The following is a 26,532-nucleotide window of genomic DNA, read 5'->3' on the forward strand; positions in this document are numbered from 1 at the left end:
AAAGTAAGTAGGTGGGTGATTACTCATTAGTTATTTGTAGGGGTATTAGGCATTTTATTTATGCTCCCCAACTTACTTATTGTTTCTCTGAATTAGAACCTGATGGGTTGTTAATATCCACAAGCACTTTGGCGTTGGTTAAGCCAGAAACCTTGTTGCTATCTTCTGGTGAGAGGGCAATTTTAACTTCTATCACTCTGGCATCTACATCAGCAGCCGGATCAGTATTGAGGACATCTTTTTTGCCGACTTTTCTGCCAATTTCCGCCACTGTTCCTTTTAATTCGCCTTCAAAAGCGCCATTATCACTGCTGACAGAAACACTTTGACCAATACGCACCTTACTAATGCTGTCTTCAGGAACTTCAGCAATAACCATCATTTGTTCAGTTTGTCCAATTTCAGCAATACCATTGACGCTGATGGCTTCACCGGACTTGGTGTAAATTTTGAGAATTTCACCAGAAGTAGGTGCTTGGACGTAGCTTAATCGCAGTTCTGCATCGGCTTGTCTAACAGTAGCGATCGCATTACTCACTTGTGCTTGCGCCATCTGCACATTCGTCGGATCAACTTCTATCAGTCTCTTGAGTCTGGCTCGTTCTTCGTCGAGTTGTCTTCCTAAAGTAGCTATAGTTTGATCACGGGTGACTCTAGCTTCAATCAACTGCTGTTGTAACGTTGTTAAAGTCTTGACTTGATTTGCTCTGGCTTCTGCAACTTGTTGACGCAAAGTGGCTACTGCTTGTCGGAGAGTTGCTTGACTTTCAACTACTTGCTGTTTAGCGGTGACTGCACTTAATCGTCGTCTATCCCTTTCTTGCTGAGAGATAGCACCTTGTCCGTACAGAAAATCATAACGTCCAGCATCAACTTGAGCATTACGTTGTTCGGCTTGTATACGTGTCAAGGTAGCTCTTAAGGTATCACCTTGACCTCGCAATTCGGCTTCTAGTCGCTCGACTGTCGCCTGTTGCGCCATTTTTTCGGCACTCAACTGCGCTGCAATTCTGGTAATTGTGGCTTGTTGAGCATCCCTTTCGCCGCGTAATTGAGCTTCTAGTCGAGCAATTACCGCTTGTTGCGCTTGAATATCTCTGGGTGAACCAGCCCGAACTTGCGCTAAATTAGCACGAGCTTCTAGTAATTTGGCTTTTGCTTCTTCTACACTGGCTAACTGAGTTTCGTGGTTATCTAAAAGTGCAATTACTTGCCCTTTCCTCACTCGTTCTCCTTCTCGGACAAACAGCTGCTTTACTCGTGATGCAGATTGCAATCCCGCAGCAGGCGCAGAAAGTTTGATAACTTCGCCTCGCGGTTCTAAACGCCCCACAGCACTAATGCTGTTAGCAACTGGTTTGACAGGTACAGATAAGCTAAGTTTTTTCAACTGCTCAACTTTAGCTGTAGTTAGTAACCCCGCAGCGATTACTATTGGTAAGGCTACAGCAATGCCCCACCAAATCTTAGGTTGTTCTGGATCAAGTATTTGTTGCCTTGATCTTGGCTTTTCAGTCACCCTTGACATGGTTGTTGCCTATTTATTTAAAAATGTGCTGATGGATATAAAAAAGTATTAGACGCAATAGAGACTTGATAAATTGCCTCTACTAAATACCCTCGGAAACTTGATTCTTATGAATACTTAGCGCCACAGCTTTTGGATCATGGCGCTACTAGTAGCTAGTTATTCAATAGATGCAAGAATCAAGATAATTACTAATTCATCACTAAAAAACTATTGAGAATCCACCGCTTTGAAAAGCAACCCCGGTTCAGTTGGAAACTCAATCTTTATCAGAAACTTAATTATGAACTAGCAATTACGAATTTTCAATCAATTTTTTCAAATAGAGCATCCCTAACATTACAGTTTCCTTAAACTTGTAGTCAACCAATTATTAGGCTTATTAACTCTTCACTCATTTGGATATTTGCTCCAAAGATGTTAAGGCTATGGTTAGACTCCATCAAACTATCGTTAACTGAATTCTACATTTATCAGTTAAGGGAAAACGTAACAGAACCTACAGATGGGGAAGGGGAAGAGGCAGAGAGTAAGGGAGCAGGGAGTTGGGGATAATTAACTATTGACTCAATTTGGCAAGTCAAATAAGACTGTGGTCATATAATTATCTGCCCATTCTTGACCAAAGGCTTTTTCGAGGACGCGGCGGGTTTTATCGTTTTGCTGCTGCTTGGTGCAGTAGTTGTGTTGTCCGGCGATAATTTGCAGGGTTTGTTCGGGGGAAACAGGACTAGCGGCGATCGCTTGGGTACAATGTACTTCTAAAAAGTTTTGCACACGCGCCAGAAACATCGCTTCTTCTTCTGGTGAACTGGGACGCACAAAAATACAAAACTCAGAAAAGATATGACCCCATTCTGGTAACTCTCTCGGTTGGGAAAAGTCCAAGGCTGGGAGTGCTGCAAGTTGATTTGTATAGGATGCTGGCAAAGTGCGGTCTAAGTGAACAGGAGATAGATCGGCGATCGCTGCACTAATCTGGCCTCTACCACCAACTAAATCGCACCCAAACATCGGTAGGTCATATTCTGGCCGCGGAAACATCACGCAGTGCAGAATATCCAGCATATTTCCCACCTTTGCCAGTTCCAAGTGCATTTTCCGAAACTGCGGTGTTTGATAGCAGCGATTTTCAATTGTCAGTTTCTCACCCTCTAATCGACCTTCCACATATCCCAACTCTGCTGGCAAATGGTAAGGCGATAGTTGCAAATGCTTGTGCCAAGCAGCCTCAATGCTATCAGCTAACTGACGAATGAGGGGATGTTGTTGTTCACGTAATGAGGGAGTAGAAGTAAATGACATATTCTTGTGAGAAATGCTATCTAAAGTCAGTCTACAGTCAGCTGCACCACTTCAGTTTAACCGCGCAACATTAAGCAAACTGTTACGCCTAGTTACGTAAAGTTATAAGACGTTGACTTTTCAAAGTAATTAGTTATTTTGTAGTCTTAGTTACAGAATGATTGTTGCTTTAACCCATTAGGGAGGCTTGCAGCTATGAAAATTGATACTCAAAGACCAAATTGTGCTGTACCAGCAGTCAGACAGAATCTAGACTGGTTAAGCAACGCCTATAGCAAAAGTTCAACCAAACAATGCCAATCTGACCTATGGGTGCGTCTTTTAGAACTTCCTAGCCCCTACAGTTTTGATGAAGCATTGTTACTCTGCCAAGTTTCCGCTGATGAGTGGTTAGCTTGGGTACCAGATCATGGCGAAGTGAAATTGCATAGTAGTCAATGGTCAATGATCAATAGTTATTAGTTATCTGATATCTTGCAGCATTCTCAATAACTGTAGTGGGCAGAGAATTTTCACCTTGCCCACCTGAGTTTAATTGCCATAAAGTATTTATTGCCAAAAATCAGTGACCTCATACCCCAGTTCTGCTAACATCTGCCTGAGCAAAGGTAAACTGAGACCGATGACATTGCTGTGACAACCTGCAATTTGCTCAATAAACAAACTACCAAAACCTTCTAATGCAAAAGCACCAGCGCATTTGAGGGGTTCGCCAGTAGCTACATAAGCTTGGATAGCGCGATCGCTCATTTTGGCAAAATATACCTTTGTTACCTGACACTTGACTAAAGTCCGGTTTTGTGAAGTGTCAATTAACACATGGCCAGTGTATAAATCGCCAATATTACCTTGCATTAATTGCCAACGAGCGATCGCTTCTGCTGCATCTGCTGGTTTACCATAAATCTCCCCATCAATCGCCAAAACTGAATCACAACCCATAATCAAAGCTGATGGAAACTGGGGTGCGATAGTTTCTGCTTTACGTTGAGCTAGAACTTGCACTAACTCAGCAGGTTCACTCAGTTGGATTTGTGACTCATCAAAATCACTCGGTTTAACTATTGGTTCAATCCCAACAGTTTGCAGCAAGCGACGACGGGCTGGAGAAGCCGAAGCCAGTATAAATTGAAGAATGTTCATTGTCATTTGTCAATGGTCAAAAGTCAATTGTCACACACTGGCTTTTCTCTTCTGCCTTTTGACTTGAAAGCGCTGATTCAAAATACTAATCCCTAGCCTCTCGTCCCTACTCCATTCATGGTTATGAATTTTGTCGTCGGGACTGCCTTTTGATTAATACACTGTGAAAGAATCGACAACATTTTCCATAGTCCGTTTAACCTTCGCCCAACGTTTTTCCGGAATTGAGGCGTTGAAAGTAAACAACTTGCCACGACTAACAGCAACACTAGCGATGTTATGTCTTTGCTGATTATTCGGTAGTTTCACTAAATACTCTAATATATAGTAGACTTTACCTTCATCGTCTTTTTCTCGTGCATCAACTAATTCGGCTGTACGACCAGAATCTGAAGGTGCAAGGGCTGCTTTTCCCAACTTATACCCAACTTCTGTGGGAGCGCCCAGTTCTTTTAAAGTTTTACCTTCTGAAACAGGACTAATCACCACCGAGACATTTTCGGATATTTCGATCAAATCATGGAAGACTACATCAGGGCCATTAGCAACTTTAACAGGTAGCCAGCCGTTAGGGTATGAAAATTGATAGCCATCAGCAGTATCGACATAGCTTTTAAATCCAGCCGCAGCAGCTACACCAGGATTACTCAAGCTGAAGCTCAAAATTAATAAAAAAATAATTGCAATTTGTTTCCACATTGTTAAAAATTCCTTTGGGCTGGAAGCAACAAAAGTTAAGCATTATGTATCGTTTTTATTGTCCCACCAACTGGGTCGTAGCGGATAAGGCATCACAAGGAGAGATTTAGTTATATATGCTGACAACTATCGAATTGCGCTGGTTTTACCCTAGTCAGATCCCAATAGAGATTGAAGAATGGTTTCCCCAAAACTGTTCACCAGAAAAGCGAGAAGACTTTTACCTTTACGTGCCACAATGCGATTATTTGGGAATTAAACTGCGTCAAGAACGCTTAGAAGTCAAGTGGCGTAAAGCAGAATTAGGTGTACTGCGTTTTGGTGAATTAATAGAAGGTAAGGCCGAAAAGTGGGGTAAGTGGATATGCAACGATTCCACAGGAGAAAGTTTTCAGCCTGCAATGGTGTTTGCTAATTCTGTTTGGGTGAATGTTCAAAAAGTGCGCCGTTTGCAATCATATAAAATTTTACCAGACTCTTCCATACAGGCGGTTGCTATCAATGAAAGTATTGATAACGGTTGTAGTATGGAAATTACGCAACTGCGAATTCAGGAGCAAACTTGGTGGAGCCTTGCATTGGAAGCTGCCGGAGAATATACTCATCTGCAAGAAAATCTCCATTTACTGGCAAGTTGTGTATTTAATAACTATCGAGGGATAAAACTCATAGCTGCAAATTCTTATGCTTATCCCCATTGGCTAGATTTGATTTTGGTGAACTATAGCTAATACACTTAGTCTTGACAAGGCTTTGATAAATCAACACTGTCCTAAACTAAATGATTAGTACAGGTCGGTGTAAATAAATAGACCATCTGTAATTGCTAAAAGGCTAGTGGTGTAAATATTCTTTATTTTTCCGTTGGACTCCTTCAGAGTGACACTCCTGCGTCGCTAACACCACTTGCTTCTCCTAATCAGAGACGCTACGCGTAGCTTGCTTCCCCGTAGGAGTACAAGTCGGGAAACCCGCCGACACTTGCTACAACGGAGGGAACCTCCGCAACGCAGTGGCTCACTTTTGACTTTTGCCTTGTTGTACTAGGGCTATAAAAATTACCCTTTAATTTTTCACAAAGGACTAATAACCAATGACCAATGACTATTAACTAAACAATCTGCAAAACCACAAGTGTCATATCATCAGTATTTTGCCTATCAGAACCGATGAACTGCTGAACTTGGTCAAATAGATAATCAACAATTTCTTCTGGCCCGTTGCAATAGCGACAAGCAGCGCTAAAAGCTGCTACAAAATTTTCTTCATCGAAGCGATCGCCACTAGCAGCCGCCGCATCAGTCAAGCCATCCGTATAATAAATTACTGTATCTCCAGGCTCTAACTGTGCCTGGGCATCTTCATATTGGCTGTTAGCATCCAAACCAATCAGCATTCCTAGAGTATCTAGACGACTAACTGTTTTTGTTGCTGCGTGCCACCACAAGGGAGGATTGTGTGCTGCATTACTGTATGACAAAATCCGATTTCTGGGATTGTACTCAGAATAAAACAGCGTCACAAAGCGATGGGAATTTTCCAAATCCGCATACATAACTCGATTCAAATTTTGCAAAATCCCAGACGGCGAATTGCCATGCAACACTTCACCCCTCAGCATCCCCCGCATCATTGTCATAATTAACCCGGCTGGGACACCTTTCCCCATCACATCTCCAATGACAAAACCCCAACGACTTGTTTCAGAAGAGACTCTGCTAATTAACTGCAATTGATTATGATTGGTGGGAATAAAGTCGTAATAATCGCCACCGACTCGATTAGCAGGTTTACAACGTGCTGCTAGGGATACACCAGGAATATTTGGGCATTGACGGGGTAATAGCCGTCGTTGAATTTCTGCCCCAATTTCTAATTCTTGGTCTAGGCGTTCTTTTTTCCTCAGTTCTACCGCTAGTTCATCATTTTCAATTGCTACAGCTGTTTGGTCTGCAACCAAGCGCACTAGCTTTTGTCTGGTTTCTGTCCAACTATAGTCTGGGTCACGGCTTAAGACGTAGAGCCAGCCTCGTTCTGTATGCTTAACTAAAATTGCCGTGCCAAATATTTGGACATCTGGCCCCAAATAGCGGTGCATCTGATCATCTAAGATACCCGTGGAACTGGCTAGAGGGGTACTATTGGGCAGCAATGTAATTTGACTGCTGGCTGTTTCTAAGGCTTTGCGGATATTTTTGCGCTGGCGACTATCCTGCCAGTGTAATTGCTCTAATCTAACTTGACCGTTAGGTTTGTAGAGAAATAAGGCACTACCATCGGCATCTGTCACCCTGGTTGCCATCAAAGGAATCAGTTCTAAAAACTGATTCAAATTATTGAAGCTTCTGAGGGCAAATCCTAAAGAACTCAGCAAATCTTGAATTTTATTTTGTTCTCGGTGCAACCTGGCGACAAGTTCTTTCAGTGCCACGACTGGTGTGACATCGGTCGCGGCACTATTATTACCATCAGTAGGTTGAAAAGGCACTTGAGACACAGGCACAGATACTATCCAATTAAGATTAGTAGATTGTAGATTGCTTAATAACTTTACTTTGGCAAAATATTGCTAAATCATATTGAGACAAGATCCCTCAATTTAGCAAGAGTAGAAAGACGTAGGGTGTAGCTAGAAAAAAATATAGCATTTGCTGATTCTATTTCTAACTAAATACAGATACAGAAATTTCATGTATTTTTACGTAAAAGCTGATTAGTATAAATCAGTAACTACCTCCATTGTGCGGAAGCTTTTCATGAGCGCAGAACTTAATTAGCAAATCATACATCATGAAACAAAAAATTAATTAATTAATTAATTTTTCCGAATTTTCCGATTTTTTATTGTCTTGGAGAAATAGCCAGATACGGAAATAAACGGTAACTTAAATTTTTCAGTTAAAACTTGAATTTTTCTTTGTTCTTTGGGCAATTTTCTAACTTATAATTTATCTCCAGAGAATATTCATGAATTTTTAAGGAAAGTCACTTCATATCTGCTCCTAAGTTAGATAACTCTGTTTGGGTTATGAGAATAACACGCCTTTGCTTATTCACCAACTAATTAGGCTTAGTTTTTATTTTTTCCAGTATTTATAGCAGTTATCAATTAGGTTTACAAGGTTATTGCCAAGAGTGCAATCCTTACACGTAAGTAGGTAGAGGTAAATAATTATCGTTAGTATGAAGTATATACTGAGTAGGAAGAGGCAAAAAGCATAATTTATCAGGGTTTTGTCCTATTTAGGAGTTACACAAAATATTTCTCCGTGACCGCTGCACTTCTATGGCTCTTTATTCCGTAACTCATACTTAAGTTCTGTCTTAGTCAAAAAAAACCTACACTGCACGCTGCTGTCAGTGTAGGCTAGGATTTTAGCCACTCAATAGAGCCTCGACAAACTCGTAGCTAGAAAACGGCCGTAAGTCTTCAATTCCTTCGCCTGCACCAATAAAACGAATTGGTAAACCTAACTGCTGCACAACAGCCAGCGCGACACCGCCCTTGGCTGTACCATCCAATTTGGTTAAAACTACACCACTGAGTTGGGCTGCTTGGGAAAATACTTCTGCTTGACGCAAGCCATTTTGACCAAGGGTGGCATCTAAAACCAACAAAGATTCGATTTTGGCATTCGGGGCTTTTTTGTCGATAATCCGGCGAACCTTACTCAGTTCATCCATTAAGTTCTTTTTATTTTGCAATCGCCCAGCGGTATCAACTAATAATAATTCTGTTTCGCGGGCTTGGGCTGCGGCGATCGCATCAAATACAACGGCGGCAGGGTCTGTATTTTTACCAGGGTTGGCAATTACTTCTACACCGCTTCTGGTTCCCCAAACTTTCACCTGTTCTACAGCCGCCGCCCGGAAAGTATCTGCGGCTCCAATCAAACATCTATAGCCAGATTTTTGGGCTAAATGAGCAATTTTGCCGATAGTTGTGGTTTTCCCTGCCCCGTTGACACCAGTAATTAACCAAATATTTAGGTGATCTTTTTCTGGGGCAAAGCTGGGTTTGTCAGATTTACGGATTGGCTCATCTAACATATCCCGCAGAAGTTGTTTTAAGTAAGCGATCGCTTCTTCGGGCGGCGTAACTTCTTCACGCAATTTTTTCTGTAAAGCACTAATAATATGATCTGTGGCTTCTACGCCTACATCGGCTTGTAAAAGTACAGATTCAATTTCTGTTACGGCCGCTTGGTTAAGTGGCCCTTGTCCGACAATCGCTTTAAGTTGATTGAGAATGTTACGCCGGGTTTTGTCTAATCCTTGCCGTAACTTTTTTAACCAAGTTATTTCTTCAATCGAAATATCTTCTGCTCGTCTACCTTGAGCCGCCAATAATTCCGCTGACCAGACAAATCCTTCATCAAATGCCAAGTCTGTAATTTCTGTGGCAGTTGCTTCACTAACAGTAGCCGGTTGCGTCAATTCCGGTTCTGCTACTTCAATGGCGCTGGCTATCAATCGCTCTTGCTTGGCTTGTCGTTCTGCTGCTGCTCGTTCTAAAAAAGACAATGCAGCTGTCTCGGTTGGCTGTGTTTCTATAGATGTCGGTTCTTCAGCATTAAGTGTAATTTCTGCCTCTGTTACAGGTACTTCTTCAATAGTTGCTTCTAGTTGTGGAGCTTCTATAATTACCGCAGATTCTGGGACGGGAGTCTCTACTTCTTCCGTAACTGCGGCTACCGTTTCCGGTGTTGCTGATGGTGTTGGGGCAGTTTCTTCAGTTTCCGATTGTTGTTTTTGCTGAATATTTTTATAAGCAGCTTTCGCAAACGCCAACAAATCTGCTGCCGATTCTGGTGTAGTTGTTGGGTTAGTATCGGATGTTTCTGTTGCCTCTGGTTGGGTTACAGGTGCTGGAGTATTTTCCGCCTGTTGGTTTTCAGAGGGGGTATCAGAAGAATCGTTATATTGACGACGAAACCAATTAAAAGCCATTGCCGCTAACGGTATGAGTTGTTATGTAAGTTAGGAGTTATGAGTTAGTAAGTTATGAGTTTAATTGAATTTGTTACTCTTCCCTATGGTGAAAACCTCCGGGATATCCTCACCTCTCAATGTCGGGTTACTGGTAGGGGGTAATTCCCCCGCAAGCAACTGACTTTTCCACACCTTCAACTCACAACTTAGCATTCATAACGGTTCCACAGTTAGGATAAAACACTGGGCAATTTTTTTTGTTCGGTGAATCGGCGCAGAACTCCATTGATAAATCTATGACCTTCATCTCCGCTGTAGCGTTTGGCTAACACCACAGCTTCGTTAATCGCCACGCTGTCAGGCAGGTTTAAAAATCCCATTTCTGCCACAGCGATGCGGAGAATATCGCGGTCAATTTGAGCTAGGCGATTAACTTGCCAATCTACCAAAGCGGCGGATATTTGTTCATCGATAAAGATACGATGTTCATTGACTGTTTTGACAATTTGAATGGCATATCTGCCGACTTCTCTGTCTTGATTTGCCAGTTGAATCAATTCTGGGAACTCAACTGCGGCACCGAGTTGATTAATGGCAGTTTGGGTGTAAGTGATCGCTTCTTGCAGCATAGTCCTCGCGGTATTCATGTCTGAAGCACGAGTTTGACTGGTTAAGAGGCGATCGTTACTGCGTTGCAATTCAGCAGCAGCGTTATCTAAAGTATCTTGAACTTCTGCTCTCAGGGTTCGCACAGTGGCTAATACCAATTTGGGCAGATGTTCCTCGGTTAATTTTTTTGGGTTGACTGGTAGCTGGCTGAGACTTAACAGCGCCAGTTCACGAGCAATTTGTTGAGGTTTGCGGTCTTGCATGGAAGTGAGTGCCTAAGCAGTAAATTAGGGGTTAAGAGTGAATTGATTTTCACAAAGCTAGACATTCATAATATCTATTTACTTGTGTCTTTGCCGGATAAATTTTATATTTCCTCGACGGAAATTACTGAATGCTTTGGTTCTTTAGTTGAAGCTGGCAGGTTTTGTTCTTTACCCAAAACTAAAGGCGGTAAGGGAGTATTCGGTGCCACAATCCCACCAGAGACAATCACCTTAAAAGCATCTTCAATCGACATTGACAGGTTAATAACATCTTCCTCTGGAACTACGGCATACCATCCGGTAGTGGGATTGGGTGTAGTTGGAATGAAAACACTCAACATTGGGCGGGACATCTTGGCTTGGATTTCAGTACCCATAGCACCTGTGACAAAAGCGATCGCCCAAATTCCCTGTCTGGGATATTCTAATAAAACTACACGGCGAAACTTGCCATTAGAGTCTTTGAGTAGAGTTTCTAAAAGCTGCTTCAGGGTCTTATATACTTGTCCCGCTAAAGGAATCGCCTGTAACACTCGCTCACCAACATCGAGTAACCAACGCCCAGCAATATTTCGCGCCATTAACCCAATTAACAAAATACTTAACAGCGGTACTGCTAGTCCAACCGCTAAATTCAGTATATTTACTAGAATTGGGTGCAGTCCATCAAAGGGATTGAGTTGTTTGGGAACTTGGGTAAGAAAGTCGATTACCCAATTGGCGATCGTGATTGTTAGCCAGATGGTGGTTGCTAGGGGGATAACTACTAACAATCCAGCTATCAGGTCATTTTTAAAATCCTGCTTGAGGCGATCGATTACCAAACTTCGTTTCTCCTTTTTTAGGCTAGTAAAACTCTGATGATAGGAATTAATACCAGCAGATGATCAGCTTGGGAAGGTTTTATTGACTACATTTTTGACCGTATTCTATTTGAGAAAGCGGTCAATAGATGCCTGTTACTTTGATAATAGGCTGTTACTACAAGAAAAGTATTTATTTTTCGCTAGTTAGAGATATATATCGCAAGATATAGCTAACTACTGAAAGTTTTTCCATCTGCGAGGATGTTACTTTTCTTTGTACAGCTTGTAAATGATTGTTGCAAATATTTTAATTATTACTGATCCTACCGCGACAAACCAAAATCTGCCGATTATTCTGAAAGCTAGGTATAACAACTAAAAACGTGCTTTTAACTAGTTTAGAACTAACTAGGAAGTCAAAGGTATTTTTCTGAAAAACTTTTGTTATAAATTTTAATAAAATTCTGCGTTGAGAAACTATCAAGCCTGAAGACTAAAGCATAAAAATAACTTTTACACTTCAGACTTCAGACTTTGCTCTTCATCCTTCTCCAGCAATTTGTGTAGCCACAACCTTGTTGTTTTCACTTTGAGATATGATATTTTCTACACTAGGTGTAGGCAGATACTTCATTTCCCATACTTTCAGTAAAATTAAGTATTCATAAAAAGCCTGTAATGTACACCAAGCCATTCCAGCGCGACCATCTAAGCAGCCACCTAAAAGAAAATACATATATAAAAAGCGTAAAAAAGGTCTAGCTGGTAAACGTAAAGATAAATCTTTTAAAGCACGTCGTCTTTCTACTTCAGTTTTGCCAAAAAATAAATCTCGCCATTCAACTTTGCCATTTTCTAGTTGATTTAGTGTCTCTTGAGCTTCATCTGTAGAATAACGATTGTGTTTTTCAATCCAACGACTCAAGCCTTTGCCACAGGTGTAATGTGGGTAAGTTTCTTTTAAAAAGCTAGTAGCCCCTTCGCAAACTTCCCGTTCGGTGTGACCGTAGTCTGTAAACCAGACTTTACCGTGGCGGAAAAGACGCATCTGATAACGGGGATATTGGGTGCTATAGCGAATCCAACGATTCATAAACATCACCCGTTCAGCGACGTAGTAACCAATGTAGTTTGGGTTTTGCATCGCCTGGGTGCATTCAGCAAATAGTTCTGGTGTCATACGCTCGTCAGCTTCCAGAATGTAAACCCACTCGTATTTTGGAGGTATAGACTCTAACATCCAAGTGCGTTGACGACCGTGGCTTTCAAAAGCGTGTTGGACAACACGAATGGGATAGCGACTAGCGATTTCCACAGTGCGATCGCTACTGCATGAGTCCACAACTATAATGTCATCGGATAGCATTGCCGACTCGATACAAGGTGCAATATCTAGTTCTTCGTTATATGTCAGTATGTAAATTGAGAACATGTGCAGATTTTATAGCGATTTTACTAACAGTTAATTACTCAAAAGCATGAAGTATGAAGTATGAAGTATGAATTTTATCGTTCAGCCTTCAGACTTCATCCTTGCTTTACCGTGCAGCAGCTTTACGTCCACCAGTTTGTAAAGCGCCACCACCTCTTAATCCTGTCCAGCCGATAATAATGTACCCAATCGACAACAACAGACTGCTCATACTAATCCGTAATCCAGATTTCCAAGCATTGTCTCTAGCTTGTTTTTCCGCATCTTCCTTGCGCTGACGAATTTGGCTCAATCGCTGATTAGCCAGTCCTTGAGGATCGGTTTGTTGGGCAATAAATTTGTCCAGTTCTTGAGGATTAGCTTTAAACTTCTGGAGTAAGTCTTTCTGTGATTGTGGCAATTGAGGATTAGCCAGAGCTTGTTTATACTTTTGATCGTCTTTCAGTAATTCCGAAAACTGCGCTCTGGCTTGGGCGCGGAGTTGTTCTAACTGAGCTTTTCCCTGATCTGTATTAAGTTGCGCTTGGAATTGATTTACTTGGTTTTTCAGTTGGGCTTCTGCCTGATCGGCTTCTTGACCAATTTGAGTGACAGTTTGCGCTTTGGCTTGATTAACATTATTCAAGTGTAACGGGAAAATCAACAAGAAAATTAGTCCCAAAACACTGGATAGAATGAAAGCTGGGAATCTTAAGTCAATCCCTTTGGCACCACCTTCACTAGCACCATCAATCCAATAGCCAATCAACAGGGAACCTAAGCCCACCATAGGCACGATACCTCGGTCAACTAGGGCTGTTGCTAAATTAATTTGCCAGCCGCGATCGGTTGGTTGGAAGGGGAGCAATAAAATTAAAAAGTCCAGCAAAAAGGACAAAATTAAAACTGCCCCAATTACTTTGAGTCCAAGGGCTGCGTTCCCGGAAGTAAAACGATTAGTCATATTCTCCAAACTTATAGTGAATCAGCGTGATTGTCCTATTTAAAGTTACTGGAATATTGTTCCTGTAACTCTGCCTGTTCAATAAAACTATCTCTTATATAGAAAAGGCAAATGTAATACTAGTTATTACCTGTAGGTTTGAAACTACACCACGGTAGCACTAGTTAACCTGTGTGTCTTCAGAAAATACTTGGTGTTTGAAGATACGAGATTAGCTGATATGAGTAAAAAAACAACGTTGATTTTCAGCTATCTATGAATCTCTCAACCAGTCTGACTGCTGAACAATTTCTTCCCAAATTGACAGATCCTCTGGTCGGTCAACGTCAGCCAATGCAGGTAAGTAGGTATGTGAAACACCAATTTTTTCGGCAATAGCCACAGTTTGTTGTAATACCTGAGCAGTTCCCCAATCGATGTTAGCGAATAATTCTGGAATGAAGCGATGCACACCAATTAAGTAATAACCACCATCGATAGCTGGCCCAATTACCAAATCAACAGTTTGTAATTGTTGGAAAGCGGTTGCCAAAATTTGGGAATTTAGTCCAGGGCAATCGGTGCCAATGATAATCCCATATTCTGCCCGCTTTTGGAAAGCATCAAACAGCGATCGCGCCATCCGTGAACCTAAATCACCTTCACCTTGTGATTTATAAAGTAGTTCCGAACCTAACCAATCTTGCATTAATTGCAAATTTCCACCAGTAAACCGCACTTCTACAGAAATACCAATAGCTTTTTGTAATTCTTGGGTTTGTAACAAAGTGTATTCAGTCATTTGCTGTTGCAGATTAGCAGCACCAATACTACCCAAAGCTGGTATTAAGCGAGTTTTAGTCTTTCCTGCTTCTGGATAGCGTGTAAAAATAATTAAGTGCTGTTTTTGAACTTCTGATAATTTCAGCACGCAATAACCTTAATTTTTACCGACTAAAATATCTTAATAGCAATATTTACCACTGTCGTTAGCTGTAGAATGTTCTGCGCCTTTACGCATTGTCCCTAACAGTGTAGAAGCATACACACAACGCCTAACTTTTCCAGCATATTTACTATAGAAAGTGATCTGCCCCAAAACTTTCACATTCCCCCGATGATCAAACTGAACTTGACTTATTCCGTTAGACTGTTGCAATGTTGTCTCAGTTTCATATAGTTGCACGTTCCTATCTAAATTATTCCAGTTAGCTTCCGAGGAATTTACATTAGAAGGGTGAATTGCCCATTTGACAATGCCATTTTGTTGACTAAAACTAGCTTGCCAAGTTAATTTTTCTTTAGCAGCTTGGCTTTGAGCTTGCCGCATAGCCCGATAAACTTCATCTTGGGCAGCATTAAGACGCTGAATATCTATAAAAGCCAACCACTGTGGTATTGCCACAGCAACTAATAAACCAATAATAATAAGAGTTACTAATATTTCTGGTAGTGTAAATCCGCTAATAGATTCACACTTATAATTTTTAGTATGAAAGATAAAATGCACTATATGCTTATTCAAAACTTCATGCACCCAAAAAAGTTAACAAGTAAAGCAAATAATTTTTACTTCAAATTTTCACCATTAACTTATTTGTGAAAATAGCCTTTTTTCCACAGATAAAAAGGGCTAATTAAACTACTTAAAAATAGTTGCATTTCACAGGCTGTAACTAAATCTGTTTTGATTTTGGTTTGGTATTTAAATAAATGTAAAATTATTTTTCGGATATCGTTTAACATGTAAGCTAATAATACCACTGGTCTTATCCAAGGTTGAACATTAATCATTCTCGTAACACAACGACTAAATCCAATCCCGCGGAAGAAGGGAATTAAATAATCTCTGGTTAATCGAGAAGCGCTAATTTTATGGTAAATTTCCATTTCTGGGTTATACCAAATTTCCCAGCCAAATTTTTGCAGATAAGATAACATTTCTAAATCTTCACCTGTTACCATATTTTCAGCAGTTCTACCAGTCAAAATAAAATTATTTGGGACACTTTCTAACCAAGCTTGTTGTCGGATAACAAGCCCGGCGGATGGTGGAAGTAATTTTTTTGCTGGTTCATATAGTAAGGGTAAATTACCTCGTTCTGTAATTGCTAAAAAAGCAGCAATACGCTGAAAATTTTCTGGGGGATCTATTTCCCATAAAGGATGTATTTGACTAGCATAAGCACCAGCTTTTGGATAATGCTGACCAAAAGTATAAGCTGTGGCTACCCAATTTAAATCTGGATAGTTATCATCATCTAAAAAACCGATTAATTTACCTTTAGCTTCTTTAACAGCAAGCTTTCTAGCGAAGGCTGCACCCTGTTTTGATTCAAAACAATATCTTAAAGGATAAGGTTTTTTCCAAGTTTCTTGATAGGTTTGTACAAGTTTTGCTGTATAGTCGTTGCTATTATTATCTACAACAATAATTTCCCATTGAAAGTTTTCAGTATTAACCTGGTTGTGTAGTTTTTCTAGCAAATCAGGTAAACGTTTGGCTCCATTATAAGTGGGTATCGCCACAGTAAATTCAATAGACATTTTCTTTTGTATAGGTTTTGATTTAATTACAAGCACTATCCTTAGCGCTTCGCATTCCACCAAGAAGTGTTTCTATAATCACGCATCGTTTTAGTCCATTAGTCTGTGTAATGTTGCTAGAGCTAGATGCAACTACTATTTTTATGGGTACTGTAGCATCTACAGGTAAAGTACCATTATTATCAAACGTAATTTTTCTAACTGTTGTAGTAATTAGGCTCACACTACTAGTACCCTGATTTGCATTATTCAGATTACTTCCTATCGATATTTGCCCTGTTTTTAAGCCTAAATCACTGAAGGTTTTATCTTTGGAAAAGTCAGGAGTTTCAGAATCAGGGTGAAAGGCTAGTTCTGGTAGGTTATTACTGTTTCTAAAACTGACACTATATTTGAGTTTTTTGTTTTTAGCTTCTTGTCGTGCTTTTTGCAATACTGTTAAAACAGCTTCATTAGCTTTACCTACTCTTTGTCTGTTAATAAAAGCATTCCAAGAGGGGATGGCGATTGTAGCTAAAATGCCAACCATAAGAACTACTGCTATGACTTCTACTAAAGAAAATCCAGCATTTTCTTGAGAACTATATTGATACGTGTAATGCTTAGTTATTAAGCATTGTTTGGAAGAGTCAATAACTCTACTTTTTGTAGATTTTTGTCCAGATTTGCAGACTATTAATTTTTTCATAATTATGCTCCAGTTTACTCAATACCAAGGAAGCCACGACCTTTAATCTGAATATTTGCAGTTGGAAAATAAGCAGATTGCTGAGAACTATATTGAGCGCCAGTTTGAATTCTGGCTAGAGCATTACCTCTGATATAAACTCTTGCTATGTATTTACTTGCATTTACACAAGCATAGAAACTGCCAGTTCTAAAGGTAGTAGGAACATTTGTTTTTGTATAGTCTGGAACTTGTTGCTCACCTGCTGCTATATTACAAGCTGCTAGGGTTGGTGTTCCACTTGTAGTTTGGTCAATATAATCAGCTAAGGTAGTTAACTTATTGACGTTTAAATCGTAACTGGCTGAATGTTTTCTCCAGTTACCTAACTTCCTCTTTAAATCTCCCTCTAAAGATAGATCAAATGGCATAAAACCAGTACTCGGTAACAACCGATATTTGACTGTTTTTGTAGTACTATTAACAGTCTCTGAACGACTGAAAGAACCAGTAACATCCCGAATACCATCCCGAATTTCCCACCTCTCAATACGGGTAGTAGTAGAATTCCAGGTAGCACTATTATCTTTAACTAAGTAATAAGCTACCAAAGAATACAGCATATAATCTTGGTCGTTACAACCACCCCCGCCAGTACTTGGCAGGTTATATAAGCAACCTGCTCTACCAGTACTAGTGCTAGAAGTTTGGACAATTTGGTCTTTATTTAAAAAGTAGCGCTTCCAAAAAACCAGTACAGGTACTTTATCGGGGTTTGAAGCTGTTCCACTTGGTAATTGTCCTAAAATTCCGTTGATTGTGATTGTTTCTCCGTTTACTGTTGTTGTTTTCCCATATATTCCATCAGCATCATAGATATATACTGCTTGTTCCATGTCTTGGGCAATATATGCTAATGCTGCCTGTACTTCTTGTTCTGAGGTAGATTTTGCCTGCTCTTTGCGATCTGTATTCATCACATCAATCATGAAACCCATCAAAGGTGTGATGACAAGAAATGCCAAAATCAAGGCTACCAATAACTCGACTAATGTAAAGCCTTTTTGTGACTGCAAATGCTGCGATTTTTGCAGCTGAATTTTGAGAAGAAATCTGAGGAAATTTTTCATTTGGCAGTTTTCTCCTGAATTATTAAGCCGTTATTCATAGCTGATTTACTGACAACCTCCAAAACGAGAGCAATAATCGTCAAATTTGGTTTGTTGAGAAGCAACTTCTGTCACAATTTCCATTAATGGTGTTTGACGATCGCCTAAACCACCAGTAAAAGTTCTCGCTTTAGAATTATTGGCTTTCATTGTTTTTAAGCTACCCGTGCCAGTAAAGGCATCTGACCTGTAAACCCGCACGCCTAAAAGGTATCCTTTGGTAGCATCATCATTGGCAGCACTAAGAGTAGTAGCTGTGGTACTCCGAAAGGCTTGAATGACAAAATCTCTATTACTAGTACTCGTACAACCACCACCATCCCGATCTATGCAGTACAAACTAGTTGTGGTTGTAGTTGGGGCGGAGCCATTCTGACAGTAGCCATTTGTAGGACTGGTGCAGGTAGGCAAAGTTGAACTAGGTGCTGCTACTCCAGAGAACGTACTCCGTTGTGAGTTAAAAGTCTTGTTGGTCGAATTAACTTCATTCAACAGCACTACTTGGTTAGGAACATTAATTGAGCCAGCCTTAATCCCATCAATGTAGGCTCTGGCTGATTGGCTGGCTAATTCAACACGTCTTGCTTGAACACGAGTAGCAAATGATATAACCAGTGCAGGTGCGATCGCAGTCATTAAAATAGCAACGATCAGCAATGCTATTAAAGACTCGATGATTGTAAAACCACCTTCACTAGATTGAGTAGATTTTAGTTTGATTGCGATGTTTGCCACTGTTATTTTTTGACTGAGTTGCTTATGTCTAATCATGATGAATCACCCAACTTTCAAGCAGCCTTTTTAAGGATAAGGAGTACTTGGACAAGAAGGACGATAACTAGCTGGAACTGCATAACTTGAACCTTGAGCCGCACACAACAAAGTTTTTACCCAGTCATCATCCCTACCAACTTCGCGGAAATATTCTGCTGGTGGCCCTGCTTGTGGCACAGTAAATCTTTGAGCAAATAAGTCAGGTAACTGAGACAACAACGCTACATCAAAACCCCAATCTCTAGTTGGTGGTGTGTAGTAAGCCGTGGTACCTTGTGGAGTTCCTTTGTTAGTCCAATATGTCATGTAGGGGAAATCAAAGAAACTGCGGTTATTAGTTGCACTACCACTCGCTATTGCATCAGCCGTTGTGATACTGGCAAAAGGTGCTGTAGCATAACTGCTGCGTTTGAATTGAATAAAGCTACCCCTAATCTTGGCAGCACGCAGAGGACTCGTAGAATCACCAGAATCACCCCAGTACTCTAGAAAGCGAACAAAATTCTGTAAACCAGCTGATTCTTCTTCTGGGCGGCTAGGACTATTACCAGAAACAAAACTGGAATTAAATGTATAGTCACTAGTCACTTTTTGTACCCATTGTTGTTGAATACCAGGTGTTTTTCCTCCTTGAGTCAAGGCATTACTGGGGGTACCTAATGGACTATAGATATGTAGCACTGGTACTAATGAAGGTTGTAGAGTACCAAATGGTCGTGACTGTAAGAAGAGTGGTTTATCAACTGCGTAATAGTCGCTACCTGTAGGAGCAGTGTTACTATTGCTGGTTTTAAACCATAACGCTGATTTATTAGTAACTGAGCGCGGTTTATTAGTACTGCTAAAAGTACTGTATGGATACTTTTGGACTTTTCCAGTACTATCAATGCCTATTGGTACTGGCAGCTTGGTACTAGCTGCTGTAGCATCAGTAATTACAGCACCAGTATCATCTAGTAGCTGATTACTGCTGTTTCTGACGAAAGCTACTCTACGAGCGTAGCTTTGGTATTGTGTAAGAGCCGATTGAGCAGTTGTACCAGCTTGATGTGTGTTTGTAATGTCAAGAGCAACATTAAAAGTTAAATCTGAAACTTTTAATGCACCAGTCGTACCAGGTTTAATATACCAGTCTCCATCTCCACAGGTTATTGCTGGTACTTTGACACAAACCTCCATGAGATATTCGTTAAAGTCTGTGCGGCGCTGAACTGGTGTAACACCATTGGCAAGGTAAGAAGTTTTGAAACTAGTACTTGGATATCCAGTAGTAGAATCTGCCCAGTTAGCACTAGTCACAAAATTGTTAACTAACTGTGTATCTGGGATACTGTTGGTATTATCTCGTATGTCGTAGTCACCATGATTACGGAAACCGTCTTGGAAATCTCCAGATAAAAGGGTAAGAGAATCAGCCAAGATAGTTGATGGTCGCCACACGTCACCATCACCAGCACTACTAGGACATCCACCTCTTCCTGGGCGGCAAGCAAAATGGGTATTGAATGTTGCTCGGTTGTAGAAGTTGCTAGAGTCAGTCTCGCTATAGTCAGAAAACTCTTCAACCGCAGTTCCATCAGACTTTTGATGCAGATTGAAATTACCTTTAACGTAAACTGGTGTGTTACTGACTAAAATTAAGCCCTTTTCTGAAGGATCATAAGTTGTACTATTGGTTCCACCTCGTGCTAAGTTGCTGCCATTGATCAGTCGAATACCATTGGGACGACGGGTGGGATCGAGCTTGAAGTCAGTTTGACTAAATAAGAGCGCTTTATCTGTTGAAGCACTTGAGTCAATGGTTTTGTAACTTAAATCAGGGAGAGAGTCATCACGAGTAGCATAAATAATGCCACTCTTGGGCAATAAATACTCAGTTGTAGCAATGGTTGTATTCGCCAGCCGACCTAAGTTAATTTCGGTAACACGAACCTCTAATGGTTGACGTTGTTCTAAGTCCAAGCTGTATTCGCCTTGGGTACCAGTTTGGTAAGCAGTACGATTTTGTAAAGCCTTTACTTCTCTGGCATCTAAAAAAGCTGCTTCTCTAATTGCGCCATGAGGAAGAGAAGGAGATGTAGCTGGTGTTGCACCACTCAAAATAGAAAGTGAACACAAAGCAGTATCAACAGCGGAATAATCTTCCATTGTGAAATTAGTAAAAGCATTACTATTGCTTGTGTATTTTTCCATTGCCCTTCTCAAAGGTTCATTAGCAATACGTCCATTAGGAAAAACTAATCTTGCCTGTCGTTTGAGTATTGTGAGATTGGCACTACTAATGGTGCGCCCAGGAAAAGCATAAACAATACCGTTATTGGACTTACCAGCAGTTGTACTTTGATCAGCAGGTGAAGGATATTTCCAGGTTGCAGTTAAAGTTGATAGGTTTTGAGCAGTAATATTATTTGTTGGATCAAAGTAGCTACTCACACAAGCTATCGGAGTTTGGGCAGTCCCAGCACTGCTTTTGAAGTGATAAACTGCTGTAGCCCGCATAAGTAAGTCGCCTTTTCTGGTTTCTCCCGTCCCTCCTGTCATCGGCATGGTATCAGGCCAAACTACTACGTTAGTTTGTGCTGTACCTGCATCTTTAAACCCAGCAGGCGTAGGCATTTTGCCTCCACCACTACCAACAAAGTTTGCATCTAGCTGAGGATTTGACAAAAATGAGCGCGTGCTACGGGCAAAAGAAGCTGTACCAGAAGCAACAACACCATCATCATCAACATAGATACCTGCACCTGTAATTACACGCAAACCACCTACATTGGATAAAGGATTGGCAGAGTTATCTTCAACAGCTTTTTGTTCCCAGAAATCATTACGGTCTGTTACACCTAAGTTAAGCTGCGGTTGTACTTGCGAAGCACGAGTACGGGCTATGGTGTTGGGGTTATCCCACTTAGTTGTACCATTATCTACAGGCTGACGAGCTTGACCTGTAACATATTGACCAGCACTATTTTTCCAGTATGCTGGCAGGTTGTTGCCAATTAAAACGCGATCGCCTGAATAGTTTTCTTTACCGTCGTCTTTTTGTTGTTCTGGTTCTGTTGCTGGTAATTTGTCAAGGCTGAGAGTCAACCCTGTATTAGTAGTGGTAATCTCTCTCCACGCAGCAGGTACTTCAATTTCTGTAGTACCAGGAAAAACATTACTAGCTGTATAAGTACCAAGTGCTTGTGTATCACTCGGTATGGCACTGCTAACTTCCGCAAAAGGAACACGGCGAGTACGGTTTCTTAAATACAACTCAATTTCATCGCCCAAAATACCGTAAGCACTAGCAACATCTAAACCAGTACTTTGGTCAATCCTAGTAACAACATTAGTTTTAACTTCACCAGGATAACGAGCAACACCTTGAACAGCTGTTTTTAACCCTGAAACTGTAGTTTGTGTTGCACAACTAGTACAAAGACCAAGAGCCGTTTCTTTCATTAAATTGATGCGCTTGTTATAAGCCGCATCATTATGTCCTAAAGTTTGACCACCATTTTCTGTTGTTGATTTATGGTTAGTACTTCCAGCAATTTTGATTTTGACGGCTGGACTAGACTGATCTCCTGTCCACGGATTTGTTTTATAACCGCGAAATAAGTGAACACTTATTGGCTCTTTATTAGTGGTTTGCGAAACGTTTCCTGTTCCTAAATTTCCGCCAATTGTAATTTTGGCATTGTCGGGTTCATAGTAACAGGAGTTCTTACTACTGACTTGCCGAAAAACAATATCTACACCACTGAATTGTCCACCAGCTAATAAATTACCGTTGGTGTGAACAGAACCATTCAACAGTAAATCAGAACCTGGAGAAATTTCTAAGTCATTTTCAAACCAGACCGCTTTATTATTAACAGGAATACGCTCTCTATCTTGTTGATACTCTAATGCAGAAAAGCCGCGATTTCCCTTTTCGTATTTTGTTGTATCAAGGCTGCCCAGACTATCAATAGGTACATTAACTGTGTAAACAAAAAAGCTTTTTGCTAAATTTCCCCCTGACTTGTACCAACTAGCATCACCTACTAAGCTGGCACTTGTACCAATAGCATCTGCACAGGCTCCACCTACTTGGCTTTTGTCCATAGGTGGTGTTCTAGCATCTAAGGATTTTCTGGCTCTATTAAATAAGTTGCTTGTATTACGTGGCGGACTACGAAAATAAATAGAATAAATAGTAAAGCTATCAAATTTACCATTATTGTCTGTATCAATAGGAAATTTCCAGGCAGTAGTTAAAGTTTCGTTAGTTTCCAGCGTTGAACTAGTTTGAATACCTGTTGTTCCATTAAAGTCCGCAGCCAATTTCAAACGTGTTTCATCACCAAAGTCATATCTAGTATTACTTTTAATAACATCATATAACGCTACATCTGTAGGAGTTGAGCGTGGTAGTGAAGGGTCATTTAATAACTGTTCTAATTTTGACGTTGCGCGATCAACTGCTGGCATAGAAGCGTTAAGAACAGCCTCATTGACTCGCACATTAGTAGCATTTTTAGAGCGCTCAAAAGAACGAAATAAAATTGCTGTAGTTAATAAAACAACCACCAATGCTACCATAGCCACTGTTGGCAATACAAAACCAGCATTTACAGATTCTCTTCTTCTCTTGCGGAGAAATAAAGTTCGCAGCAGCCAATTAATTTGCTTTTTAACTGCAAATAAAGAGTATTTACTAATTTTTTTGGAGATTATTTTGATTATCTTGACTAGCTGGCGTTTTAAAGACATAACTGCTTTCCTGTCAAGTGATTTGATGCTAATTTATTTTTGGCAATTGTGAAATTTACCTGTTGAGTAATTCTCCAGGCTCAAGTTTTTTATTGATTGCTAATTTTTCTTGATGCTATTGAACTAATTCTTCAACACAGTGAAACACCAGACAATGATGTTTAAGTTATATCATTGCTAAACTTTTTATATTTTCCGGAAAATACTGATTTTTCCAATTAAATGAATTTGCTGCTGATATGGGATAAAATACGGAGGCTTCATATTAACTTTAAAGATATATATTCCAATGGAATACAACTTTATGAAGCTGGATTTGGGAAGATACGCTTAGGCTACCCAACTTTAGAAGAAAAAATATCAATTGAATATAAAAAATATGAATTAATTAAAAACCTCCCTATTGTGGGGAGGTTAATAGCATCAATATTTTGAATTCATTAGCTGTTGATACCTTGCTTGAAGGTGAGTTTAATTAATCTCATTGCCTCATCCTAACTATTTCAAAAGATGAGCATGAAAAACTCACAACTAGGTATTTATATACAAAAGGTGCATAAATACCAACTCGTTGAATTCACCTTGCGGGATGGTTTAGTAATGGTTCAGGTTAATACCTGCTTCTTTAGCCATTGCTTCTAAACCTTTGACTTCTAAGGTTTTGATGGCTTTGGTAGATAGCTTAAGTTTTACCCAGCGATTTCCGCCTTGCCACCAAACGCGCTTATTTTGGAGGTTAGCCTGTTGAAGACGCTTTGTACGGCGATGAGAGTGAGAAATTGCAAAGGCGTTATTTGCCTTTTTACCAGTTAGTTCGCAGCGACGAGACATAGGATTCGACTTAAATACAACCTTTCTATTTTAGGGCTTCGGAAACAGAACAGCGATAATTAAGAGCAGGACTTACGTAACAATATCACTTGTTTTGGGATGTAGCGATTTTAAAAACCTCTAACCTTTATGCAAACTAGTGATTTTTCGTTTTCATCCGTAAGTCCTGAGAGAACTGTTTAGCTCTACTTACTGGCTTGTTCTGTCAGCTTAGTAAGTACGTCATTTGAGCGCTCAACGAAAGATTTCATTCCTTCAGTGTCAAACCCTTTTTGAGACATCAGCGCCAAATCATAAACATGTTGACAAATCAAGTTCACTAGCTGGCCTGTGGGTGATTCTGCTCCGTCTTGAATAATACTACCTTGGTTGAGATTTGCCAGATTTTGAATTAGGGGATGGGAAGTATTTACTAGCAAAATGTGGTCTTCAGGAAATTCTGCATTTTGCTGCTGCATCATGGCATTCATTTCTCGCAGGCGGCGGAGAATTTCTGGTAATAGCACCATTGCTGGGGGTGTCCCTTGGGGGTCATCGGATTTTAAAGCTTCGGTGCGAATGTTAAGTTTGGGTTTGTTAAGAGCTTTTTCAAATAGCTCTTTAATAACTTCGCTTTTGGTTTTGTTGGTTTTGGGGTCAACAATTTCGCCTGATTTGTCTTGATCTAGCAGGGTATTATCTAAGTCAGAGTCTACGCGGGTAAATTTGACATCGTTATATTCTCGTTCTAAGAAGTTGATGAAGTGGGTGTCAATGAATGAGTCCATAAACACAACTTCCAAGCCTTGATTTTTGTGTAATTCTATATATGTGGCTTGGCTGGATTCATCTGTACTATAGAAAACGCGGTTTTCGTGGCGTTCTTTGTTGCGTTCTAAGTATTCTTTGATAGTTGTGTAGGGAGCGCTGCTAGATGTTGTTGGAGTGACATCTTGCCAAGCATCACCTTCTGAGGATTGGACTTCAACGGCGGGAGTTTCAGCCGCTTTTTGGGCAACGTTGGCGGTGGTACGGAAGACAATAATGTCTTCGACTTGTTTCTTGAACTTTTCGTCGTTGAGAGCGCCAAATTTGACGAAAGTGCCGAGATCCTTCCAAGCATTAATGTACTGCTCACGGTCATCGCGGTAAAGTTCTTTGAGGCGATCGCCTACTTTCTTCGCTATATAATCGCCGATTTTGCGGACAGTGCGATCGCCTTGTAAAGCACTGCGCGACACGTTCAAAGGAATATCGCTACTATCAATTACACCTCGCATCGGCATCAGGAATTGCGGCATAATTTCTTCGCAGTTGTCGCTCACAAAAACTTGATTGCAGAATAATTTGATTTGCCCTTTAGTTACATCCACATCTGGGCGCATTTTCGGAAAATACAAAATACCGTTGATAATAAAGGGATAATCTGTATTCAGATGCACCCACAGTAATGGTTCTTCTTGGAAAGGATAGAGATAGCGATAAAACTCCAAATAATCTTCTTTGGTTAAACTACTGGGGGACTCTCGCCAAGGAGCTTTTTGCCTGTTTAATACTTCACCATCCAGCTTGATGGGTACTGGCATAAAGTCACAGTAGGTCTTGACAAGATTTTTAATTCGTGATGACTCTAAATACTCCTCCTCATCTGTCATCAGGGTGAGGGTGATAGTTGTACCGCGAGTAGTACGGGGAGACTCATCTAGGATAAATTCTGGCGAACCATCGCAAGTCCAGTGAATTGCTTGTGACCCTTCTTTATAAGATAGTGTATCAATTTCTACCTTTTGCGCCACCATAAAGGAAGAGTAAAAACCCAACCCAAAATGACCGATAATCGGTTGGTCGGCTTTTCCCTGATATTTGTGGATAAATTCTTCGGCGCTGGAAAAAGCAACTTGGTTAATATATTTTTTGACTTCCTCTGCTGTCATCCCTATACCGTTATCGGTAATGGAAAGAGTCTTTTTATCTTTATCAATGGCCAGTTGAATTTCTGGTTCGCCTACATCACCATCATATTCTCCAGCACGGGATACCATTTTTAGCTTTTGAATAGCGTCTACAGCATTAGAGACTAATTCCCGCAGGAAAATCTGATGATCTGAGTAGAGAGACTTTTTGATAATTGGGAAAATATTCTCAGTATGAATACTGATAGTGCCTTGTTCTAGCATAACTTA

The 26,532-nt window shown here is 40.4% G+C and carries 21 protein-coding genes; 2 read left to right on the forward strand and 19 right to left on the reverse strand.

The window, feature by feature from the left end:
- Positions 1-76 precede the first annotated feature (76 nt).
- A complete protein-coding gene (locus NCWK1_RS01090; RefSeq protein WP_103123415.1) occupies positions 77-1,528 on the reverse strand; it encodes an HlyD family efflux transporter periplasmic adaptor subunit in 1,452 nt (483 codons plus the stop codon).
- 567 nt (positions 1,529-2,095) lie between these two features.
- Positions 2,096-2,833: a phycocyanobilin:ferredoxin oxidoreductase gene (locus NCWK1_RS01095; protein ID WP_103123416.1), complete on the reverse strand. Its 738-nt coding sequence runs from the start codon at positions 2,831-2,833 to the stop codon at positions 2,096-2,098.
- A 195-nt stretch (positions 2,834-3,028) separates the two neighbouring features.
- Between NCWK1_RS01095 and NCWK1_RS01100 the strand changes: the two genes are divergently transcribed.
- Positions 3,029-3,295: a hypothetical protein gene (locus tag NCWK1_RS01100; RefSeq protein ID WP_103123417.1), complete on the forward strand. Its 267-nt coding sequence runs from the start codon at positions 3,029-3,031 to the stop codon at positions 3,293-3,295.
- An 87-nt stretch (positions 3,296-3,382) separates the two neighbouring features.
- Here NCWK1_RS01100 and NCWK1_RS01105 read toward each other — a convergent pair whose 3' ends face one another.
- Entirely contained in the window at positions 3,383-3,976 is a 594-nt protein-coding gene (locus NCWK1_RS01105) for a Maf family protein (protein ID WP_103123552.1), read from the reverse strand.
- A 153-nt stretch (positions 3,977-4,129) separates the two neighbouring features.
- Positions 4,130-4,675 carry a photosystem II reaction center PsbP gene (gene psbP / locus NCWK1_RS01110; RefSeq protein ID WP_096582131.1) on the reverse strand — a complete coding sequence of 182 codons (546 nt, stop codon included), beginning with the start codon at positions 4,673-4,675 and terminating at the stop codon, positions 4,130-4,132.
- A gap of 116 nt (positions 4,676-4,791) precedes the next feature.
- Between psbP and NCWK1_RS01115 the strand changes: the two genes are divergently transcribed.
- A complete protein-coding gene (locus NCWK1_RS01115) occupies positions 4,792-5,406 on the forward strand; it encodes a hypothetical protein (RefSeq protein WP_103123418.1) in 615 nt (204 codons plus the stop codon).
- 380 nt (positions 5,407-5,786) lie between these two features.
- Here the strand turns inward: NCWK1_RS01115 and NCWK1_RS01120 are convergent, their stop codons facing one another.
- The 15 genes from NCWK1_RS01120 to htpG all read right to left on the reverse strand — a co-directional run bounded on the left by NCWK1_RS01120 (position 5,787) and on the right by htpG (position 26,526).
- Positions 5,787-7,178, reverse strand: coding sequence for a PP2C family protein-serine/threonine phosphatase (locus NCWK1_RS01120; RefSeq protein ID WP_103123419.1), 1,392 nt, complete (start codon positions 7,176-7,178; stop codon positions 5,787-5,789).
- Positions 7,179-8,050: 872 nt separating this feature from the next.
- The gene (gene ftsY / locus NCWK1_RS01125; protein ID WP_103123420.1) at positions 8,051-9,625 is read right to left on the reverse strand and encodes a signal recognition particle-docking protein FtsY; all 1,575 of its coding nucleotides are present in this window, start codon (positions 9,623-9,625) and stop codon (positions 8,051-8,053) included.
- Positions 9,626-9,837: 212 nt separating this feature from the next.
- On the reverse strand, positions 9,838-10,479 hold the full coding sequence (gene nusB, locus NCWK1_RS01130; protein ID WP_096582123.1) for a transcription antitermination factor NusB: 642 nt from the start codon (positions 10,477-10,479) through the stop codon (positions 9,838-9,840).
- Positions 10,480-10,583: 104 nt separating this feature from the next.
- Positions 10,584-11,306, reverse strand: coding sequence for a DUF502 domain-containing protein (locus NCWK1_RS01135; RefSeq protein ID WP_422730828.1), 723 nt, complete (start codon positions 11,304-11,306; stop codon positions 10,584-10,586).
- A 523-nt stretch (positions 11,307-11,829) separates the two neighbouring features.
- Complete coding sequence (locus NCWK1_RS01140; RefSeq protein WP_096582119.1) at positions 11,830-12,720, reverse strand: glycosyltransferase family 2 protein; 891 nt, start codon at positions 12,718-12,720, stop codon at positions 11,830-11,832.
- Between the two features lie 106 nt (positions 12,721-12,826).
- On the reverse strand, positions 12,827-13,663 hold the full coding sequence (hpsJ-B, locus tag NCWK1_RS01145) for a hormogonium polysaccharide biosynthesis protein HpsJ (protein ID WP_096582117.1): 837 nt from the start codon (positions 13,661-13,663) through the stop codon (positions 12,827-12,829).
- A 253-nt stretch (positions 13,664-13,916) separates the two neighbouring features.
- Positions 13,917-14,573, reverse strand: coding sequence for a TIGR04282 family arsenosugar biosynthesis glycosyltransferase (locus NCWK1_RS01150; RefSeq protein WP_103123421.1), 657 nt, complete (start codon positions 14,571-14,573; stop codon positions 13,917-13,919).
- 33 nt (positions 14,574-14,606) lie between these two features.
- Positions 14,607-15,167 (reverse strand): GspH/FimT family pseudopilin, encoded by a 561-nt coding sequence (locus NCWK1_RS01155; protein ID WP_245894798.1) that lies wholly within the window; start codon positions 15,165-15,167, stop codon positions 14,607-14,609.
- A 68-nt stretch (positions 15,168-15,235) separates the two neighbouring features.
- Positions 15,236-16,189, reverse strand: a complete 954-nt coding sequence (hpsE, locus tag NCWK1_RS01160; RefSeq protein ID WP_103123423.1) for a hormogonium polysaccharide biosynthesis glycosyltransferase HpsE — start codon at positions 16,187-16,189, stop codon at positions 15,236-15,238.
- A gap of 22 nt (positions 16,190-16,211) precedes the next feature.
- Positions 16,212-16,877 (reverse strand): pilus assembly FimT family protein, encoded by a 666-nt coding sequence (locus NCWK1_RS01165; protein ID WP_103123424.1) that lies wholly within the window; start codon positions 16,875-16,877, stop codon positions 16,212-16,214.
- Positions 16,878-16,891: 14 nt separating this feature from the next.
- Complete coding sequence (gene hpsC / locus NCWK1_RS01170; RefSeq protein WP_103123425.1) at positions 16,892-17,986, reverse strand: hormogonium polysaccharide secretion pseudopilin HpsC; 1,095 nt, start codon at positions 17,984-17,986, stop codon at positions 16,892-16,894.
- A gap of 45 nt (positions 17,987-18,031) precedes the next feature.
- The gene (hpsB, locus tag NCWK1_RS01175; RefSeq protein WP_187308018.1) at positions 18,032-18,796 is read right to left on the reverse strand and encodes a hormogonium polysaccharide secretion pseudopilin HpsB; all 765 of its coding nucleotides are present in this window, start codon (positions 18,794-18,796) and stop codon (positions 18,032-18,034) included.
- 30 nt (positions 18,797-18,826) lie between these two features.
- Positions 18,827-23,539, reverse strand: a complete 4,713-nt coding sequence (gene hpsA / locus NCWK1_RS01180) for a hormogonium polysaccharide biosynthesis protein HpsA (RefSeq protein ID WP_103123426.1) — start codon at positions 23,537-23,539, stop codon at positions 18,827-18,829.
- 594 nt (positions 23,540-24,133) lie between these two features.
- Positions 24,134-24,370 (reverse strand): 50S ribosomal protein L28, encoded by a 237-nt coding sequence (gene rpmB, locus NCWK1_RS01190; protein WP_096582101.1) that lies wholly within the window; start codon positions 24,368-24,370, stop codon positions 24,134-24,136.
- A 185-nt stretch (positions 24,371-24,555) separates the two neighbouring features.
- A complete protein-coding gene (gene htpG, locus NCWK1_RS01195) occupies positions 24,556-26,526 on the reverse strand; it encodes a molecular chaperone HtpG (protein ID WP_103123428.1) in 1,971 nt (656 codons plus the stop codon).
- Between the last annotated feature and the right edge of the window lie 6 nt (positions 26,527-26,532).

Origin of the sequence: Nostoc cycadae WK-1, from assembly GCF_002897135.1 — a bacterium.
Taxonomy (GTDB): Bacteria; Cyanobacteriota; Cyanobacteriia; order Cyanobacteriales; family Nostocaceae; genus Nostoc_B.

Excerpts from the sequence above, each read along its gene's own strand:
- NCWK1_RS01090 (WP_103123415.1), bottom strand. The coding sequence starts at position 1,528 with ATGTCAAGGGTGACTGAAAAGCCAAGATCAAGGCAACAAATACTTGAT.
- NCWK1_RS01095 (WP_103123416.1), bottom strand. The coding sequence starts at position 2,833 with ATGTCATTTACTTCTACTCCCTCATTACGTGAACAACAACATCCCCTC.
- NCWK1_RS01100 (WP_103123417.1), top strand. The coding sequence starts at position 3,029 with ATGAAAATTGATACTCAAAGACCAAATTGTGCTGTACCAGCAGTCAGA.
- NCWK1_RS01105 (WP_103123552.1), bottom strand. The coding sequence starts at position 3,976 with ATGAACATTCTTCAATTTATACTGGCTTCGGCTTCTCCAGCCCGTCGT.
- psbP (WP_096582131.1), bottom strand. The coding sequence starts at position 4,675 with ATGTGGAAACAAATTGCAATTATTTTTTTATTAATTTTGAGCTTCAGC.
- NCWK1_RS01115 (WP_103123418.1), top strand. The coding sequence starts at position 4,792 with ATGCTGACAACTATCGAATTGCGCTGGTTTTACCCTAGTCAGATCCCA.
- ftsY (WP_103123420.1), bottom strand. The coding sequence starts at position 9,625 with ATGGCTTTTAATTGGTTTCGTCGTCAATATAACGATTCTTCTGATACC.
- nusB (WP_096582123.1), bottom strand. The coding sequence starts at position 10,479 with ATGCAAGACCGCAAACCTCAACAAATTGCTCGTGAACTGGCGCTGTTA.
- NCWK1_RS01140 (WP_096582119.1), bottom strand. The coding sequence starts at position 12,720 with ATGTTCTCAATTTACATACTGACATATAACGAAGAACTAGATATTGCA.
- hpsJ-B (WP_096582117.1), bottom strand. The coding sequence starts at position 13,663 with ATGACTAATCGTTTTACTTCCGGGAACGCAGCCCTTGGACTCAAAGTA.
- hpsE (WP_103123423.1), bottom strand. The coding sequence starts at position 16,189 with ATGTCTATTGAATTTACTGTGGCGATACCCACTTATAATGGAGCCAAA.
- NCWK1_RS01165 (WP_103123424.1), bottom strand. The coding sequence starts at position 16,877 with ATGAAAAAATTAATAGTCTGCAAATCTGGACAAAAATCTACAAAAAGT.
- hpsC (WP_103123425.1), bottom strand. The coding sequence starts at position 17,986 with ATGAAAAATTTCCTCAGATTTCTTCTCAAAATTCAGCTGCAAAAATCG.
- hpsB (WP_187308018.1), bottom strand. The coding sequence starts at position 18,796 with ATGATTAGACATAAGCAACTCAGTCAAAAAATAACAGTGGCAAACATC.
- hpsA (WP_103123426.1), bottom strand. The coding sequence starts at position 23,539 with ATGTCTTTAAAACGCCAGCTAGTCAAGATAATCAAAATAATCTCCAAA.
- rpmB (WP_096582101.1), bottom strand. The coding sequence starts at position 24,370 with ATGTCTCGTCGCTGCGAACTAACTGGTAAAAAGGCAAATAACGCCTTT.
- htpG (WP_103123428.1), bottom strand. The coding sequence starts at position 26,526 with ATGCTAGAACAAGGCACTATCAGTATTCATACTGAGAATATTTTCCCA.